The 14,728-nt window shown below is 48.6% G+C and carries 15 protein-coding genes and 2 tRNA genes; 7 read left to right on the forward strand and 10 right to left on the reverse strand.

Annotated elements, in window-relative coordinates; translation table 11 throughout:
• The first annotated feature begins 112 nt into the window (after positions 1-112).
• Genes frr through TRQ7_RS07345 form a run of 5 tightly spaced genes read left to right on the forward strand, consistent with a single transcriptional unit; the run spans position 113 to position 5,823 of the window.
• Positions 113-670, forward strand: coding sequence for a ribosome recycling factor (gene frr / locus TRQ7_RS07325; RefSeq protein ID WP_015919683.1), 558 nt, complete (start codon positions 113-115; stop codon positions 668-670).
• Positions 667-1,368, forward strand: coding sequence for an isoprenyl transferase (locus TRQ7_RS07330; protein WP_041844336.1), 702 nt, complete (start codon positions 667-669; stop codon positions 1,366-1,368). The genes frr and TRQ7_RS07330 overlap by 4 nt, the downstream gene beginning before the upstream one ends.
• Positions 1,361-2,173 carry a phosphatidate cytidylyltransferase gene (cdsA, locus tag TRQ7_RS07335; protein WP_038067659.1) on the forward strand — a complete coding sequence of 271 codons (813 nt, stop codon included), beginning with the start codon at positions 1,361-1,363 and terminating at the stop codon, positions 2,171-2,173. The genes TRQ7_RS07330 and cdsA overlap by 8 nt, the downstream gene beginning before the upstream one ends.
• On the forward strand, positions 2,170-4,764 hold the full coding sequence (alaS, locus tag TRQ7_RS07340) for an alanine--tRNA ligase (RefSeq protein WP_041844337.1): 2,595 nt from the start codon (positions 2,170-2,172) through the stop codon (positions 4,762-4,764). The genes cdsA and alaS overlap by 4 nt, the downstream gene beginning before the upstream one ends.
• Before the next feature lie 6 nt (positions 4,765-4,770).
• Positions 4,771-5,823 (forward strand): hypothetical protein, encoded by a 1,053-nt coding sequence (locus TRQ7_RS07345; RefSeq protein WP_041844338.1) that lies wholly within the window; start codon positions 4,771-4,773, stop codon positions 5,821-5,823.
• On the opposite strand, the gene hslO is transcribed toward TRQ7_RS07345, so the two are convergent.
• The 4 genes from hslO to TRQ7_RS07365 are packed head-to-tail and all read right to left on the reverse strand — an operon-like array spanning position 5,779 to position 9,988.
• The gene (hslO, locus tag TRQ7_RS07350; RefSeq protein WP_041844339.1) at positions 5,779-6,651 is read right to left on the reverse strand and encodes an Hsp33 family molecular chaperone HslO; all 873 of its coding nucleotides are present in this window, start codon (positions 6,649-6,651) and stop codon (positions 5,779-5,781) included. The two genes, TRQ7_RS07345 and hslO, sit on opposite strands and share 45 nt — an antisense overlap.
• Positions 6,648-7,316 carry a 2-C-methyl-D-erythritol 4-phosphate cytidylyltransferase gene (gene ispD / locus TRQ7_RS07355; protein ID WP_041844340.1) on the reverse strand — a complete coding sequence of 223 codons (669 nt, stop codon included), beginning with the start codon at positions 7,314-7,316 and terminating at the stop codon, positions 6,648-6,650. The genes hslO and ispD overlap by 4 nt, the downstream gene beginning before the upstream one ends.
• Positions 7,313-7,609 (reverse strand): DUF1844 domain-containing protein, encoded by a 297-nt coding sequence (locus TRQ7_RS07360; protein WP_015919690.1) that lies wholly within the window; start codon positions 7,607-7,609, stop codon positions 7,313-7,315. The genes ispD and TRQ7_RS07360 overlap by 4 nt, the downstream gene beginning before the upstream one ends.
• 6 nt (positions 7,610-7,615) lie before the next feature.
• Positions 7,616-9,988, reverse strand: coding sequence for an ATP-dependent Clp protease ATP-binding subunit (locus TRQ7_RS07365; RefSeq protein ID WP_041844341.1), 2,373 nt, complete (start codon positions 9,986-9,988; stop codon positions 7,616-7,618).
• A gap of 77 nt (positions 9,989-10,065) precedes the next feature.
• Here TRQ7_RS07365 and TRQ7_RS07370 point away from each other — a divergent pair, with 77 nt between their 5' ends.
• The gene (locus TRQ7_RS07370; protein WP_041844342.1) at positions 10,066-11,073 is read left to right on the forward strand and encodes a lysylphosphatidylglycerol synthase transmembrane domain-containing protein; all 1,008 of its coding nucleotides are present in this window, start codon (positions 10,066-10,068) and stop codon (positions 11,071-11,073) included.
• Positions 11,074-11,079: 6 nt separating this feature from the next.
• On the opposite strand, the gene TRQ7_RS07375 is transcribed toward TRQ7_RS07370, so the two are convergent.
• Positions 11,080-11,166 (reverse strand) — tRNA-Leu (locus TRQ7_RS07375).
• Positions 11,167-11,275: 109 nt separating this feature from the next.
• On the opposite strand from TRQ7_RS07375, the gene TRQ7_RS07380 reads away from it, so the two are divergent.
• Positions 11,276-11,350 (forward strand) — tRNA-Val (locus TRQ7_RS07380).
• Here TRQ7_RS07380 and TRQ7_RS09540 read toward each other — a convergent pair.
• Genes TRQ7_RS09540 through TRQ7_RS07405 form a run of 5 tightly spaced genes read right to left on the reverse strand, consistent with a single transcriptional unit; the run spans position 11,329 to position 14,720 of the window.
• Positions 11,329-12,105 (reverse strand): class I SAM-dependent methyltransferase, encoded by a 777-nt coding sequence (locus tag TRQ7_RS09540; protein ID WP_015919693.1) that lies wholly within the window; start codon positions 12,103-12,105, stop codon positions 11,329-11,331. The genes TRQ7_RS07380 and TRQ7_RS09540 overlap by 22 nt on opposite strands.
• On the reverse strand, positions 12,102-12,584 hold the full coding sequence (locus tag TRQ7_RS07390; protein WP_236681693.1) for an RsmD family RNA methyltransferase: 483 nt from the start codon (positions 12,582-12,584) through the stop codon (positions 12,102-12,104). The genes TRQ7_RS09540 and TRQ7_RS07390 overlap by 4 nt, the downstream gene beginning before the upstream one ends.
• Positions 12,581-13,153, reverse strand: a complete 573-nt coding sequence (gene coaE / locus TRQ7_RS07395) for a dephospho-CoA kinase (protein WP_041844343.1) — start codon at positions 13,151-13,153, stop codon at positions 12,581-12,583. The genes TRQ7_RS07390 and coaE overlap by 4 nt, the downstream gene beginning before the upstream one ends.
• Complete coding sequence (locus tag TRQ7_RS07400; RefSeq protein WP_041844344.1) at positions 13,147-13,377, reverse strand: hypothetical protein; 231 nt, start codon at positions 13,375-13,377, stop codon at positions 13,147-13,149. The genes coaE and TRQ7_RS07400 overlap by 7 nt, the downstream gene beginning before the upstream one ends.
• Positions 13,374-14,720 carry a glucose-6-phosphate isomerase gene (locus TRQ7_RS07405; RefSeq protein WP_041844345.1) on the reverse strand — a complete coding sequence of 449 codons (1,347 nt, stop codon included), beginning with the start codon at positions 14,718-14,720 and terminating at the stop codon, positions 13,374-13,376. Before TRQ7_RS07405 ends, TRQ7_RS07400 begins: the two co-directional genes overlap by 4 nt.
• Positions 14,721-14,728: the final 8 nt, after the last annotated feature.

Below are 14,728 nucleotides of genomic sequence, written 5' to 3' on the forward strand. Positions count from 1 at the left end.
CTCCCGAAGGTGTGTTTCCGAATTTGCTATAATTTTGGAAGATGTTGGGAATATTATACAACGATCCACAGGGAGGTAAACAGAATATTCACCGGAAAAGGAGGGGAAAAGCATGGTGAATCCGCTCATAAAAGAGGCAAAGGAAAAGATGAAAAAGACACTTGAAAAGATCGAAGACGAGTTGAAGAAGATGAGAACAGGGAAGCCCTCACCTGCTATTCTGGAAGAGATCAAGGTTGACTACTACGGTGTTCCCACACCCGTCAACCAGCTGGCCACGATATCCGTTTCGGAAGAAAGAACCCTGGTCATAAAACCCTGGGACAGGAGTGTTCTGTCTCTGATAGAAAAAGCCATAAACGCCTCAGACCTGGGTCTCAACCCTGTGAACGATGGAAATGTGATCAGGCTCGTATTCCCCACGCCAACCACGGAACAGAGAGAAAAGTGGGTCAAAAAAGCAAAGGAGATAGTCGAAGAAGGAAAGATTGCCATCAGAAACATAAGAAGGGAAATAATGAAGAAGATCAAAGAGGATCAGAAAGAAGGAAACATTCCAGAAGACGATGCGAGAAGACTCGAAAATGAAGTGCAAAAGCTGACGGACGAGTTCATAGAGAAACTGGACGAGGTGTTTGAGATCAAGAAAAAGGAGATCATGGAATTTTGAGAATTCCCCAGCACGTTGCGATCATAATGGATGGAAACGGTAGATGGGCAAAAAAGAGAGGGCTTCCCAGAATAAAAGGGCACGAACGGGGTGCCCATGTGCTTCATAACACAGTGAAGTGGTCACTTGAGCTTGGAATAAAGTATCTTACAGCGTATTCCTTCTCCACGGAGAACTGGAAACGCCCTAAAGAAGAAGTGGAGTTTCTGATGGATCTGTTCGTTCAGATGATAGATCGTGAAATGGATCTTCTCAGAAGAGAAAAAGTGAGGGTGAGGATTCTTGGAAGAAAGGAAGGGCTTCCAGAAAGTGTTTTGAGAAAGTGGAACGAAGTGGAAGAAAAGACGGCTTCTTTTGATCGTATGACACTCGTGATAGCGTTCAACTACGGAGGCAGACGGGAAATCCTGGACGCAATTGAAAAGATTTTGAGGGATGTAGAGAAAGAAAAGAAAATAGTTCTCAACGAAGAGACGTTCAAAAATTATCTCTATCTGCCGGATGTTCCCGATCCAGATTTGATAATAAGAACGTCGGGTGAGCTTCGCCTCAGTAACTTTCTGATCTGGCAGTCCGCTTACTCTGAACTCTACTTCACTAGAAAACTCTGGCCGGATTTCACAAAGAGGGATTTTCTGAGGGCGATCGAGAGTTACTCCAGAAGGGAAAGACGGTTTGGGGGTCTGGGTGATGGATGATCTGAAAACCAGAGTGATAACGGCAAGCGTTGTGGCACCGTTTGTTGTTCTGTGTTTTGTGAGTTATGAAAGTCTTGTGGGACTCGTTTCTGCCATCGTGATTCTTGCAGGTTATGAATTGATCACCCTGGAGCTGAAAGAGCGCGATGCAAGGTTTTTCTACGTGATACTCCTTGCGGTCTATCCTGTTCTGTACGGAGTGGCCTTCAAGGAACCGGTTCAGCCTCTTTCTCTGGTGTTCATAATCGGAGTGGTGTTTTCTCTGGCAACCGACAAAGACCCATCCCAGGTGTTCAGAACGGTTTCGGTTTTTTCCATCGCACTTGTGTACGTCTCCTTCTTTTTGAGTTTCTTCTTGCCGATATACAGTGAGTTCGGTGCTGCCAACGCCCTTCTTGTTCTCACATCCACCTGGGTGTTCGATTCTTTCGCTTACTTCACGGGTTTGAAATTCGGAAAAACAAGAATTTCCCCACACTACAGTCCACGAAAGAGCCTAGAAGGTGTGATCGGTGGTTTCCTTGGTGTTTTGATCTACACGTTTCTTTACCGGTTGATCGTCAGCAACATCCTTTCTGTGAACGTGATAGACTACAGGACCTTTCTTCCTTTTGCCAGTGTTGTGGCAGTCATGGACACCTTTGGAGACATCTTCGAATCTGCCCTAAAGAGACACTACAGGGTTAAGGATTCGGGAAAAACCCTGCCGGGTCATGGTGGGATGCTCGACAGGATAGATGGTCTCCTCTTTGTTACGCCCGTCAGTTACATCGTATTCAAAATATTCGAAGGAGTGGTGAGATGAGGTACATGACTTCCGAAGAGATAAGGGAAGCCTTTTTGAGGTTCTTCGAAAAGAAGGGTCACAAGATACTTCCGAGTGCCTCTCTCATACCGGACGATCCCCAGCTTCTCTTCACGGTAGCTGGGATGGTTCCCTTCAAGCCCATCTTTTGGGGAAAGGTGGAACCCGTCTACACCAGGATTGCAACCTGTCAGAAGTGTCTCAGGACGGTTGATATAGAAAACGTGGGAAAGACACCCAGGCACCACACCTTCTTTGAAATGCTGGGAAATTTCTCTTTCGGGGACTACTTCAAAGAGGAAGCCATAGAGTGGGCCTGGGAGTTCCTCACGCAGGTCCTCGGTGTGCCCGAAGAAAAACTCTGGGTTTCCGTTTACGAAGAAGATGAAGAGGCTTTCAGGATATGGAACGAAAAGATCGGCCTTCCCGAGAAGAAGATCCTGCGACTTGGAAAGGAGGACAACTTCTGGGGACCGGCGGGTCCGACAGGCCCGTGTGGGCCGGACACCGAGATCTTCTACGACACCGGGTACTCAAAAGGGTGCCCGGAGGGGGAAGAGTGTACACCCGCAAACTCCGAAGGGCGCTTCGTGGAAATATGGAACCTCGTCTTCACGGAGTACTATCAAGACGAAGAAGGAAAGCTCCATCCACTTCCCAGGAAGAACATAGACACCGGTGCCGGACTTGAAAGGTTCTGTGCGATGATGCAGGGAGTCTACAGCAACTTCGACACGGATCTGTTCCAGCCGATAATAAAGGCGATAGAGGAACTGACGGGTGTTTCCTACAAGACAGATGAAGAAAAAGACATCTCCATCAGGATCATAGCAGATCACATCAGAGCCATCACCTTCCTCATCAGCGAGGGAGTTTTTCCCTCCAACGAAGGAAGGGGCTATGTTCTTCGAAGGATCATAAGACGGGCGATGAGACACGGAATACTCCTTGGTATGAACGAACCGTTCCTCTACAAAGTAGTTGACGCCGTCGTGGAAAAGATGGGAAAAGTCTATCCTGAGATCGTGCGTGGAAAGGATATGGTGAAAGAGGTGCTTTCTTCTGAAGAAAACAGGTTCCTGAAGACGCTGGAGCAGGGCATGAGGATCTTCGATGAGCTGGTGGAAAAGAAAGGAAAAATAGATTCACAGGATGCATTCAGGCTCTACGATACATACGGACTTCCTCTTGAACTCACCCTGGAGATCGCAAAGGAAAAAGGTGTGGAGATCGACGTGAAGGACTTCGATAGATACATGAAAGAGCAGCAAAGAAAATCCAGGGAAGCCATGGGAAAGGTAGAATTTGCAAAAAGATACGAATACCTGGAAAGCCTGCCAGAAGGGTTCAAAACGGAGTTCACCGGGTACGAACGCCTCGAAGACGAAGCAGAAACGGTTCTCATAGCAAAGGAAAACAGACCGCTGGAAGAGGCAAAAGAGAAAGACACAGTCGAAGTGGTCTTTTCCAGAACACCCTTCTACGCAGAAAAGGGTGGGCAGGTTTCGGATGTGGGCACAGTGGAATGGGAGAGTGGAGAAGGAAGAGTGGAGTACGTCTTTGAAGCACTGGAGGGAGTGATCGTTCACAGAGTCAGGGTACTGAAGGGTATTCTTCGAAGAGGACAGAAAGTTTTCTTGAAGGTGGACAGAAAAAGAAGAAAGGATACCATGAGAAACCATACGGCAACGCATCTTCTTCATGCTGCCCTGAGAAAGGTGCTCGGAGAGCACGTGAGGCAGGCAGGGTCCCTTGTTGCCCCTGAGCGGTTGAGGTTTGATTTCACCCACTACAGGGCACTCTCTGCGGAGGAAATAAAGAAGGTAGAAGACATGGTGAACGAATGGATCATGCAGGCAATTCCCGTTGAGGTGAGATACACAAGTTACGAAGAAGCCATCAGATCCGGTGTCATAGCGCTCTTTACGGAAAAATACGGTGACGTGGTCAGGGTGGTGGAGGTTCCTGGTGTGAGTAAGGAACTCTGTGGAGGAACCCACGTGAAGAACACAGGACAGATAGGTCTCTTCAAGATAGTGTCGGAAGAGTCCGTTTCTTCCGGTGTGAGAAGAGTGGAAGCGGTCACGGGTTTTTATACACTGGAGCTGATAAGAAGGTACGAAGATGTGATGACGCGGCTGAAGGAACTCCTCGGTGCCGGAGAAAACGAAATAATAAACAGAGTGGAAAGCCTCAGAGAAAAAGTCAGGGAACTGGAAAGAAGGCTTTCTCAGGGAAGGGTTTCCGAAGAGAGAATCTCCGAGAAGAAGCTGAACGATGGAACGAAACTGTTCTACGGTGTTTTTGAAGGAGTGGAGTCGAAACATCTTGGAGGAATAGCCGACAACGTGCTGAACAGGGAAAAAAGCGGTGTGGTGGTGCTGTTCAGCCGATTTGAGGACAAAGTGTCGCTTGTGGTGAAGGTTTCAAACGATCTTATAGAAAAGTACGATGCCTCTTCGATAGCCAGAAACATCGCAAAAGAACTCGGTGGAAGCGGAGGAGGTAGAAAGAACTTTGCACAGGCGGGAGGAAGGCACCCGGAAAGACTGGATGAAGTCCTGAACCGTCTGGAAGAGTTTCTGGGGTGAAACTTCGTGGAACTTCTTGTTGATTCCCGTGAACTGAAAGAGTGGCTTTTCCTGCTCGACAAACTCGTTGGGACCGTAGAGCCGAGCGCAAGATTCGTCGATTTCTTCTTCAGGGATGGGCTCTGGCTCAGGGCGAGTGACAACTGTGCGAGCGTGGAGGTGTTTCTGGGAAAGATTCCACGTTTTGAGGGTAGCAGAAGGGTCTCTCTGGATCTTCTCAAATTCTTTTTGAGCGATGTGAAAGTTAAAGAGGTGCACGTCACAATTTCGCAGGATCATCTCGTTTTGAAGGCCGGAAACGAAGTGCTGGATGTCAGGTGTAGAGTGGGGGGGGTCCCTCCCGAAGACGGAAAAGAGGAGTTTCTCTGCACTCTTTCAAAACGTGAGTTCGAAAGTTCCATCAATTTTGCGAGTTCGAATCTGGATGAGGGGGAGTTTCTGGTTCTCCTTTTCGAGGAAAAAGATGTGCTCATGTTCGGCCCATCTTCGGAGATAGTGACTCTCTCTCAGATCTCTGCTGTTCCCACAACCTCCTTTTCCCTGAAAATACCTTATGTGACGGTGAGACACGTTTTCAAAGCCCTTCAGAGACTGAACGTTCAGACCCTGGATTTCTACGAAAAGTCGGGAAAGCTGGTGGTGAAATACCCGTATCTTGTGATGGAAGTCTGCGGAGACAGGGTGAGCGTGGAGGAAAGAGAGGCCCTCAAACGCGTCCTTTCAGAAAAAGTCGTTGAAAGACTGGAGTCGAAAAAGGAAGTCCTCGCTAAACTCGTGAGAAAAGCGGCTGTGATCTCCAGAGGATCTTATGCCACCCTCTCGAGAAGAGGCAACGTCATGAGGGTGGTTGTGAAGAAAAAGAACCTGAGCTATACAGCGGAGTTGTTCGTAGAGCCGGGCAGGGACTTTCTCGTGGTTTTCCCCTCTAAAAAGCTGAGGAGTGCCCTCGCCCGGATGGAAGGTGAGAAGGTTGTACTTGAACTCACAGAAAGGTTCCTGAAAATCTCAAATCTTTCAGGAACTCGCGCCGTTTTTCTTGAGCTTGAGGAGTTCTCTTAATTCCTCTTCAGAAAAGATGTACTTCGTACTGCACCACTTGCAGACCACTTCTCCCTTTCCTTCCCTTCTCATGTCTTCCAGTTCTTTTTCGTCCAGCACAAGGAGGGCAGATTTTGCTTTTTCCCGGCTGCAATCGCATCTGTATTTTATCTCCGCTGTTTCGACGAACCCTACCTTCTCTCCGAAGATCTTCTCAAGAACATCCAGCGGCTCTGTCTCCCGAAAGAGCTCTGTCACGTAAGGAAGGTTCTTTATGTTGGTTTCCAACATCTCCACCTTTTCCTTCTCAAGGGACCTGTCCAGGATCTGAACGGCAAATCCTCCCGCTATCTTTACACCCTCTGAATCCATGAGAACACCGATGGAAAAGGCAGACGGAATCTGTTCAGAAACGGTGAAGTAGTAGGCAAGATCCTCTGCGATCTCTCCGCTCACGAGTGGAACCTGGGAAACAAAGGGCGTTTTCAACCCGAGGTCTCTTATCACCCTGAGGATTCCCTTTCCGACCGCTCCCGATACGTCGAACTTTTTGTTTTCTTTGAGGGGAAGCTCCACATTGGGGTTCGCAACGTACCCTCTGACGGTGAACTCACTCGTCGACTGCGCAACCACCCTTCTTATGGGACCGTCCCCCTCTATATCGAGGGTCCACCGCTCTTTTTCTGCAAGCCACGGTGTCACCAGAGCTGCTCCGATGAGGGCTCTTCCCAGAACGACCGTGGCAAGATAAGAGAGGTTGTGACGGCTCCTTGCCTCCTCCACCACTTCCCTCATTCTCACGATGGAAAACCTCACTCTGTGATCGAACATGGTGCCGTAGTAGATCATGCTATCCTCTCCCATTCCTTTGCGATGAGCCTCGCAAGTTCGAGATCACTTTTGAAGGTCACCTTGAAACAGAAAAGATCTCCCTCGACAACGGATATCTTCACTCCGAGCCTGTGAACGGGTTCGGTGTCGTCAGCCCATTCTTTTTCCTCACTGTGGGCTCTCTTCAGAAGGTCGTATGAGAAGGCCTGGGGTGTCTGAACCCTGTAGATGCCCTCTCTTGGAACGTACTCTATACGTGAATTGTCGAGTCTTATGAGCGTGTCCGAGTTTTTCAGAGCGAGGGTGGCGGCTCCTGTTTCCTGTGCCTTCTTTAAAACCTCCTCGATGTGCTTTTTTCTCAGAAAGGGACGTGCTGCGTCGTGTACGAGGACGTACGATGGTTTGATGTTTTCAAGAAATTTGAGGGCGTTTCTCACACTCTGACTTCGAGTTTTTCCTCCTTCTACGATTCCGAGGATCTTTTCGTGCTTTACTTTCTCCACCACGCGATCCATCCAGTCTCTTGACACCACGATCACAACAGCATCGATGACGTTGCTGTCTAAGAGTGCTTTGAGAGGGTATTCGAACAGCATTCTTCCCTCTACTTCAAGAAACTGTTTTGGGACCTTTTCTCCGAGCCTCTCTCCTTTCCCAGCGGCGAGCAGAATCGCAACGTTCATATTTGACTTTCCTCTTTCTTCTTGTTCTTCTGGTACTGATGGAAGTAGTTGAGTTTCAGTGTTGAGATCACCCCTTCCATTTCACGGCGTGTCTGCTCGTCCACCAGATCCTTGATCTTGTTGAAGATCGCATCCAGCGTGTCTATACCCAGTCGGGCCTCACCGAGGTCTTGATAGAAGTCTCCGTACTCGTCCTCTGTGAGACCCAGTCTTGCCCAGCACCTTGCACTTATGGTGCTGAAGAAGAGGAGGATGAGATCCTTCATGGAGAGCTTTTCCTTCTTCTCCTCCATGGATCTTCACCTCCTCTCAATCTTCAAACCGTACTCGTCTGCATCGACAACGATGTGGTCTCCTTCTTTAATTTCACCCTCCAGTATCTTATCGGCGATCATGGATTCCAGTTCGAGTTCGATGATCCTTCTGAGTGGCCTTGCACCGAGCGAAGGAACGTACCCTGCCTCAGCCAGATATTCTTTTGCCCTTTCGGTGAGTTCTAGGGTGATTCTTTTGTCTTTCAAGATGTCTTCAAGCTGTTTCACCATGATCTCAACTATCTTCTTCACCTCGTCCATCGTTAGAGGTTTAAAGTAGACAATCGCATCTATTCTGTTCAGAAATTCCGGTTTGAAGACGTTTCTAATTTCCTTTTCTATTTCGAGCCGGACGTTTTCCTGAGATTCCAGGATCTTTTCACTTCCAATGTTGCTCGTCATGATGATGATCGTGTTTCTGAAATCAACCGTGTTACCCTTTCCATCCGTCAGGCGGCCGTCTTCGAAAACCTGAAGCAGTATGTTGAAGACGTCAGGATGGGCCTTTTCTATCTCGTCGAGCAGTATCACGCTGTAGGGCCTTCTTCTGACAGCCTCTGTGAGCTGTCCTCCTTCCTCGTAACCCACGTATCCTGGAGGGGCCCCTATGAGTCTTGCAACGGAGTGTTTTTCCATGTACTCGCTCATGTCGAGTCTTATCATGGCATCCTCACTTCCAAAAAGCACATCGGCAAGGGTCCTTGCAAGTTCTGTTTTCCCAACACCCGTTGGTCCCAGAAAGAGAAAGACCCCGATCGGCCTTCTCGGGTTTTTGATACCCACCCTGGCTCGTCTGATGGTACGTGCGACCATTCTCACCGCTTCTTCCTGGTTCACCAGGCGCTGGTGGATCAGTTCCTCCAGTTTGAGCAGTTTGTCTTTTTCCGATTCCATGATGCGGGACACGGGAATTCCTGTCCACTGTTCTACGATTTTTGCCACGATGTCTTCGTTAACCACGGGCTCTACCTTTTCCTGGCTTTTTCGTGCCTTTTCGTACTCTTCCTTCAATTTCTGAAGCTCTACTTTCAACTTTGCGGCTTCTTCGTACTCTCCCTTCACCACGGCGTCGTTTATTCTGTCCTCGAGTTCCCTCATTTTCTCTTCCAGTTTCAGAATCTCTTCGGATGGGTACGAGGACTCCAGCCTCACGTAAGAGGCCGCTTCATCGATCAGATCGACCGCTTTGTCCGGGAGGAACCTGTTGGTTATGTATCGGGCGGAGAGTTTTGCGGCCGCTTCGAGGGCGTCGTCCGTTATCTTCACCTTGTGGTGGTCTTCGAAGACCTTTCTGAGTCCCTTGAGAATCTCCACCGTTTGTTCAACGGTGGGTTCCTCCACAAGAACCGGCTGAAACCTTCTTTCGAGTGCCCTGTCTTTTTCGATGTATTTTCTGTACTCTTCAACAGTGGTAGCACCTATTATCTGGATCTCTCCTGTTGTGAGCTCGGGTTTCATGATGTTTGCCGCATCGAGAGCCCCTTCGGCGGCTCCCGCTCCCACCACCGTGTGCACCTCGTCTATGAAGAGGATGACCTCTCCTTTCTTTCTTTTCAACTCATCGAGAAGACGTTTCAGTCTTTCTTCGAAGTCTCCTCTGAACCGTGTTCCTGCAACCAGCCTTCCCATGTCGAGTTTTAGGACCCTGACGTTTCTCAGAAAGAGGGGGACCTTTCCTTCAACGATCCTCTGGGCAAGTCCCTCAACGACGGCCGTTTTTCCAACTCCCGGATCTCCTATCAGAACGGGGTTGTTCTTGGTGCGGCGCGAGAGTATCTGTATCACCCTTCTGATTTCTTTTTCACGATCCACAACGGGCATGAGCTTTTTCTCGCGGGCAAGTTGAGTGAGATCCACGGTGAAACGTGCCAGCGCCTCGATGTTCTCTGCTTCGTCCGTTCTTCCGGTTGCCCTTATCTTTCTTATTGCCTCGTACACCCTCTCCGGCGTCACACCGTACCTTGAAAGGATACGGAACGCGGTGGAATCAGGTGAAAGGACCATTCCAAGAAGAAGGTGTTCGGTTCCTATCTTCGAGTCACCCATTCTCCTTGCTTCCTCTCGTGCCTTTTCTATCACGTGTCTTGCGTCCGGTGTTATGAAGATCTGGGACACGGACGTTCCCTCTGGAACCCTGACACCGTATTTTCCTATGAACGTTTCCACCTCGTCCTTCAACTTGTTTATGTCCACGTTCATTTCCTTCAGAAGTTCCACACCGACGTTGTTTCCCTCTTCAAGGATCGCAAGCAGTATGTGTTCGCTGGAAAGCTGGTTCTGTCTGTACCTTGTCATTATATCCTGAATGCTCATCATTACTTTCTGGGCCTTTTCTGTGTACTCTTCGAGATTGAACATGCGATCACCTCCTCAAAAAAATATTACCACGTGTGTTAATCTTTTTCTTAGCAGACACCAGTGGAAAGGAGATGAGTATGAAGCGAAGCGTTTTTCTTCCGCTGATCATAGGAGTGGGCGCGGTCGTTCTTGTGGCATCTCTTGCGGGCAGTGGAAACGTGTGGAAGGATTTGAAACAGCTGGATATACGGTTCATTTTTCTGCTTTCTCTGAACTTTCTTGCGGTGATCACCATTGATGCCTTGAGAACCCGTATCCTTCTTGAAAACATGCCTTTCAGAACGTGCCTTTCTAATTCGCTGTGGGGCTTCTATGCCAGCGCCATAACACCGTTTGCTGCCGGAGGACAGCCCTTCCAGATATACCACCTTGTGAGATCCGGAATTCCTTTTGAAAAAGCAGCCTCGGTGATAGCGGTGAGATTTTTCTCCTCGTTTTCCTTTACAATCGTGTCTGGTTTTCTCTTTTTCCTTTTCTACCTTGACACATTTCGCTCCCTTGGGATCTTAGGGGATCTCTTCTTCATCGGGATCGTTCTTGCCTTTGTTTTTTACGTCTTCATAATGTTTCTTTCCTTCAGCAGGAGGTTTCTTGAGAGGTTTTTTCTGTCTGGTCCTGTCATGAAGATCGTGATGTTCTTCACCAAAAAAAGCAGGGAAGAGGTGGAAAACCTGGCAAGGGAGAGGATCCTGGGTTACATATCTACCGTGAAAGAGCTCTGGAGGTCTTCAAAGGCAAAAACCATCATCACGATAATTCTTTCAGGAGCGATGATCATAGCGATTCATACGAGTACGTATCTTTCGATGAAGGCGGTGAACCCATCAGTAGAGGTGTCGCTGTTTCAGATAATCACCGTTCAGCTTGCCCTGAGCCTGGTTGTGTATTTCGTTCCCACACCCGGTGCAAGCGGAGCTGTGGAGGTTGTCTACTACGTTGTCTACTCGAACCTCATCAGTAAAACGGATGCGGTTGTGTCCCTTCTCATCTGGAGGTTCTTCAACTACTACCTGTTCATCATTTTGGGGATCATCCTCGGGATTGGCAGGTTAACAAAAAAACCGGAGGAGCAGTCCTCCGGCTGATCTTCCTGGTGCCGAGGGCGGGACTTGAACCCGCACGGGCCGAAGCCCACATGGCCCTCAACCATGCGTGTCTGCCAGTTCCACCACCTCGGCAACTCCGAAGAATATATTAGCACAACTTCTAGCACTTTTCAAGTACCCCTGATGGGAATTTTTGCCTTGACATGGATTCGAGGTTGTAGTATCATAGTTAAACGGTGATGGGTGCGTAGCTCAGTGGGAGAGCGCTTCCTTGACGAGGAAGAGGTCGCAGGTTCAATCCCTGCCGCACCCACCAGAGGAGCCGCAAGGCTCCTCTTTCTTTTTCAGCACGAAGAACACGTGCTCTGCCCTCCATAGAATGGCTCTGTCTCTGGAAAATTCCTTCTCCAGCTCGAAGATGAGATCTTCTTTCTTTCTCACCTGATCCTCGGAGTAGTCAAAGACCCCTATTCCACGCACCTCGATCGTGTCAAAACCCTCTATGGATTCTATATCTTCGGGCCTGAACGCATAGGAGTTGAAAGAAAAGAGCGTGTTTCCCACTTCGATGGTTTGTGTTTTCAGAAAGCGGGGAATCTTCTCCCAGGTATTCTCTTCTATCATGTGCTGAAGAAAGGTGTAGAAGTTGTCCACTGTTGCTATCAGAAGGCCGCCTGGTTTCAGAACCCTCGCTATTTCAGAAAACGCTTTGACTTTGTTTTCGACGTAACTCAGAACATCCCCCATGGCCAGCACGGTGTCGAAGGAATGTGAAGAAAATGGAAGATCTTCCGCACGGGCTTTTAGAAATTTTTTCACACCCTTCTTCTCTGCGATTTTCAACATCTCCTCGGAGGGATCAACCAGAGTCACATCAAAACCTCTCTCCAGAAGAAAAAGACTCCATCTTCCCGTGCCCCCTCCAAGGTCCAGCACCCTGCAGGGCACCTTCAAGTGTTCACTCAGGAAGGATTGAATCAGCCTGTGGTAAAGCCTCCATTTTGGTGTTTCGTACATGGAATCGTACTCTTTTGCGATCCTGCTGTAGTACTCCCAGGGACTCACGATCATTCTTTCACCTTCAAAAAAACGAGTTCCGTTTCGCCGTAATCTTTTTTCTTGACGATCTCAAACCCGGAGAGATCCACATCGATCCTTTTACTCTTTTCAAGAATCGCCAAGCTTTCTTCCTTCATAACCTTTGGAAGAAGATGGAGGGTCTTTTCGATAACCTCGACATCTTCGTAGGGAGGGTCGAGAAAGATGATATCAAATTTTTCGGTGGCTGTCTTCAGATAATCCACGACATCTTTGCAGATCAGTTTGGCAGATCCTCCTATCGTTTCGAGGTTTCCTTTGCATATCTTGAGGGCCCTCTTCGATTTGTCGACACACACGACCCTGTCTGCTCCCCTGCTCAGCGCCTCACAGCTCACAACACAACTACCACAGAAGAGCTCCAGAAAGCTCTTTCCCTCCACGTCCACCATGTTGAAGAGGGCACTTCTCACAGAGGACATGGTAGGCCTGAAGAAGTCACCTGTTTTCAACTTTCTTCCTCGGTATTTTCCCCCTGTGATTCGTGTCTCTCCCATATGAGAGCCATCACTTCCTTGACCTTTCTTTCAAGATCAGCGATCGAAGAGTTGTTCGGGATGACGATTCCCTGAGGAATCACATCTTTTTGAAACTTCAATCTCTCTTTCGCAGATTCGTTTCTTTCGATGATCTTCTTTTCTTCCGCGACGACGGTGATGATATGATCACAGAGTGCGTCCAGCTTCATTCTTCTCAAAAGAGCGGCCTCTATCACGACAAGGCCGCTCCTTTTTTTCACGATATCCTCCACCTTTTTTCTCATGAGGGGATGAACGAGCTGTTCGAGTTTTTTCAGTTTCTCTTCAGAGCCGAAGACGATCTCACCCAGTTTTTTCCGGCTCACCTTTCCATCTTCCAGAATCGATTCACCGAACAGTTCGACGAGCCTTTCTTTCACCTCTTCCAGAACCTCATGGCCGATCCTGTCCACGTTCACCATGTGGGCTCCGTAATCTCTCTTCAACACTTCACAGACGGTTGTCTTTCCCGTCCCTATCTTCCCCGTGACACCTATCACCATACTCTCTTTGCCTTCTTTTCCAGTTCCGATTTGAATCTCTCGTACTCGTCTACCGCAAGGAATATGACACTCGAGGTGTTCAGATTCTCTATTATCTTCGATATCCTCTCTTCAACGGTGGGATCGTCGGAAACGACGATGTAGGTTCCCTCTTCTCCAAGCGGGCCTCCCTCTATGAAAAAGACCATCTCTCCCTCGTGCATTACATTTTCGAAAACACTCATTCTATGACCACCTTCTTGGTGCGATCTTTTATTTCGTATTCGTAACCTTCCCTTCCCATGAGGGCAAACGTGATCTTCTTTCCAAGTTCCACACCCGGCTGATCAAACGGGTTGATCTCGAGGAGATACCCCATGAAAGCAGTTGCGGCTTCATAATAAGCGAAGAACTGGCCCACATTGTAAGAGGTGAGTCTGTCGAAGATCACCTTCATGTTCGGTCTGTCGTTTTTCCTTAGGGCTTCCTCTGTTCCTGTCTGTTCTGCAAGGAGAAGTTCAGAGAGTCTTTTTCTTGCAAGGTATTTGAGCTCTTCTCTTCCGGTGTCCGGTATTATGATCTCTCTATCGAAGTTTTCCAACCGCAAAAACGTTATCACTTTGTCGTTTGGGCCCTCGTTGTAAAGCTGTATCTGAGAGTGCTGATCGGTGGCTCCTATTGCCTTCACCGGGGTCTGACCCGTGAAGACCTCCTCTCCTTTCAGGTTGTATCTCTTTCCCAGACTTTCTGCCCACAGCTGTCTGTACCAGTCCACGAGGTAGGTCATCCTGTTGGAGTAGGCCATCATGACGGAGATGCTCTTTCCTCTCTTCAGATAGAGATAGTGTGTGAGGGCGATCATCGCCGCTGGATTTTCGAACAGGTCTTCCTTCTTGCATCTCTCGAACGCATCCCGGGCACCGTCGTGGAGTTCTTCTATGTCGATACCCTCCGCCATGGCGGAGAACAATCCGACGGGTGTCAGCACGCTGAACCTTCCTCCAACGCCGGGAGGGACCTCAAGACTTCTGAAGCCCTCTTCTTTCACCACTTTTCTCAAAAAGCCCTTCTCTGGATCTGTTGTGATGAGGATGTGTTCTTTCGGGTCCAGACCATTAGCTTCCAGGATTCCCCTTGCGATCGAGTAATTCGCCATAACCTCAGCCGTGGATCCAGATTTTGAGATCACGTTGAATAGCGTTGTCTTCAGATCTATCCTATCAAGGACGGAGGCCATGAGATCGGGATCTACGTTGTCCACCACGAAGACTCTCGCATAACCGTTTCTTTCCTCTCTCGACATCTCGTTCCAGTTCAGTGGTCTCAACGAATAATGAAGGGCAAGGTTTCCAAGACCGGATCCCCCAATTCCCAGAACGACCACCGTGTCGAAGTTCACCACCCACTCCTCGAGTTCCTTCACCGAATCGATCCAATTTCTGTCCAGTCTGGCAAAATCCGGTGTGTTCTCAGTGAAATTCTTTATCGCCTCTATCACCTTTTCCTTTGCGCTTTCCAGATCTTCCTCTCTCAGTCCACCGGAGATGTTCGGTTCAAAAAGATTTGAAAAATCAAATTTCAAAGCCATCTTTTTCA

This window comes from Thermotoga sp. RQ7 (assembly GCF_000832145.1).
Taxonomy (GTDB): Bacteria; Thermotogota; Thermotogae; order Thermotogales; family Thermotogaceae; genus Thermotoga; species Thermotoga neapolitana.

What these genes read in the sequence shown, in the direction of transcription:
- frr (WP_015919683.1), top strand. Translation starts at nt 113, where the DNA reads ATGGTGAATCCGCTCATAAAAGAGGCAAAGGAAAAGATGAAAAAGACA.
- cdsA (WP_038067659.1), top strand. Translation starts at nt 1,361, where the DNA reads ATGGATGATCTGAAAACCAGAGTGATAACGGCAAGCGTTGTGGCACCG.
- alaS (WP_041844337.1), top strand. Translation starts at nt 2,170, where the DNA reads ATGAGGTACATGACTTCCGAAGAGATAAGGGAAGCCTTTTTGAGGTTC.
- hslO (WP_041844339.1), bottom strand. Translation starts at nt 6,651, where the DNA reads ATGATCTACTACGGCACCATGTTCGATCACAGAGTGAGGTTTTCCATC.
- ispD (WP_041844340.1), bottom strand. Translation starts at nt 7,316, where the DNA reads ATGAACGTTGCGATTCTGCTCGCCGCTGGGAAAGGAGAGAGGCTCGGA.
- TRQ7_RS07360 (WP_015919690.1), bottom strand. Translation starts at nt 7,609, where the DNA reads ATGGAGGAGAAGAAGGAAAAGCTCTCCATGAAGGATCTCATCCTCCTC.
- TRQ7_RS07365 (WP_041844341.1), bottom strand. Translation starts at nt 9,988, where the DNA reads ATGTTCAATCTCGAAGAGTACACAGAAAAGGCCCAGAAAGTAATGATG.
- TRQ7_RS07370 (WP_041844342.1), top strand. Translation starts at nt 10,066, where the DNA reads ATGAAGCGAAGCGTTTTTCTTCCGCTGATCATAGGAGTGGGCGCGGTC.
- TRQ7_RS09540 (WP_015919693.1), bottom strand. Translation starts at nt 12,105, where the DNA reads ATGATCGTGAGTCCCTGGGAGTACTACAGCAGGATCGCAAAAGAGTAC.
- coaE (WP_041844343.1), bottom strand. Translation starts at nt 13,153, where the DNA reads ATGGTGATAGGTGTCACGGGGAAGATAGGGACGGGAAAGACAACCGTC.
- TRQ7_RS07400 (WP_041844344.1), bottom strand. Translation starts at nt 13,377, where the DNA reads ATGAGTGTTTTCGAAAATGTAATGCACGAGGGAGAGATGGTCTTTTTC.
- TRQ7_RS07405 (WP_041844345.1), bottom strand. Translation starts at nt 14,720, where the DNA reads ATGGCTTTGAAATTTGATTTTTCAAATCTTTTTGAACCGAACATCTCC.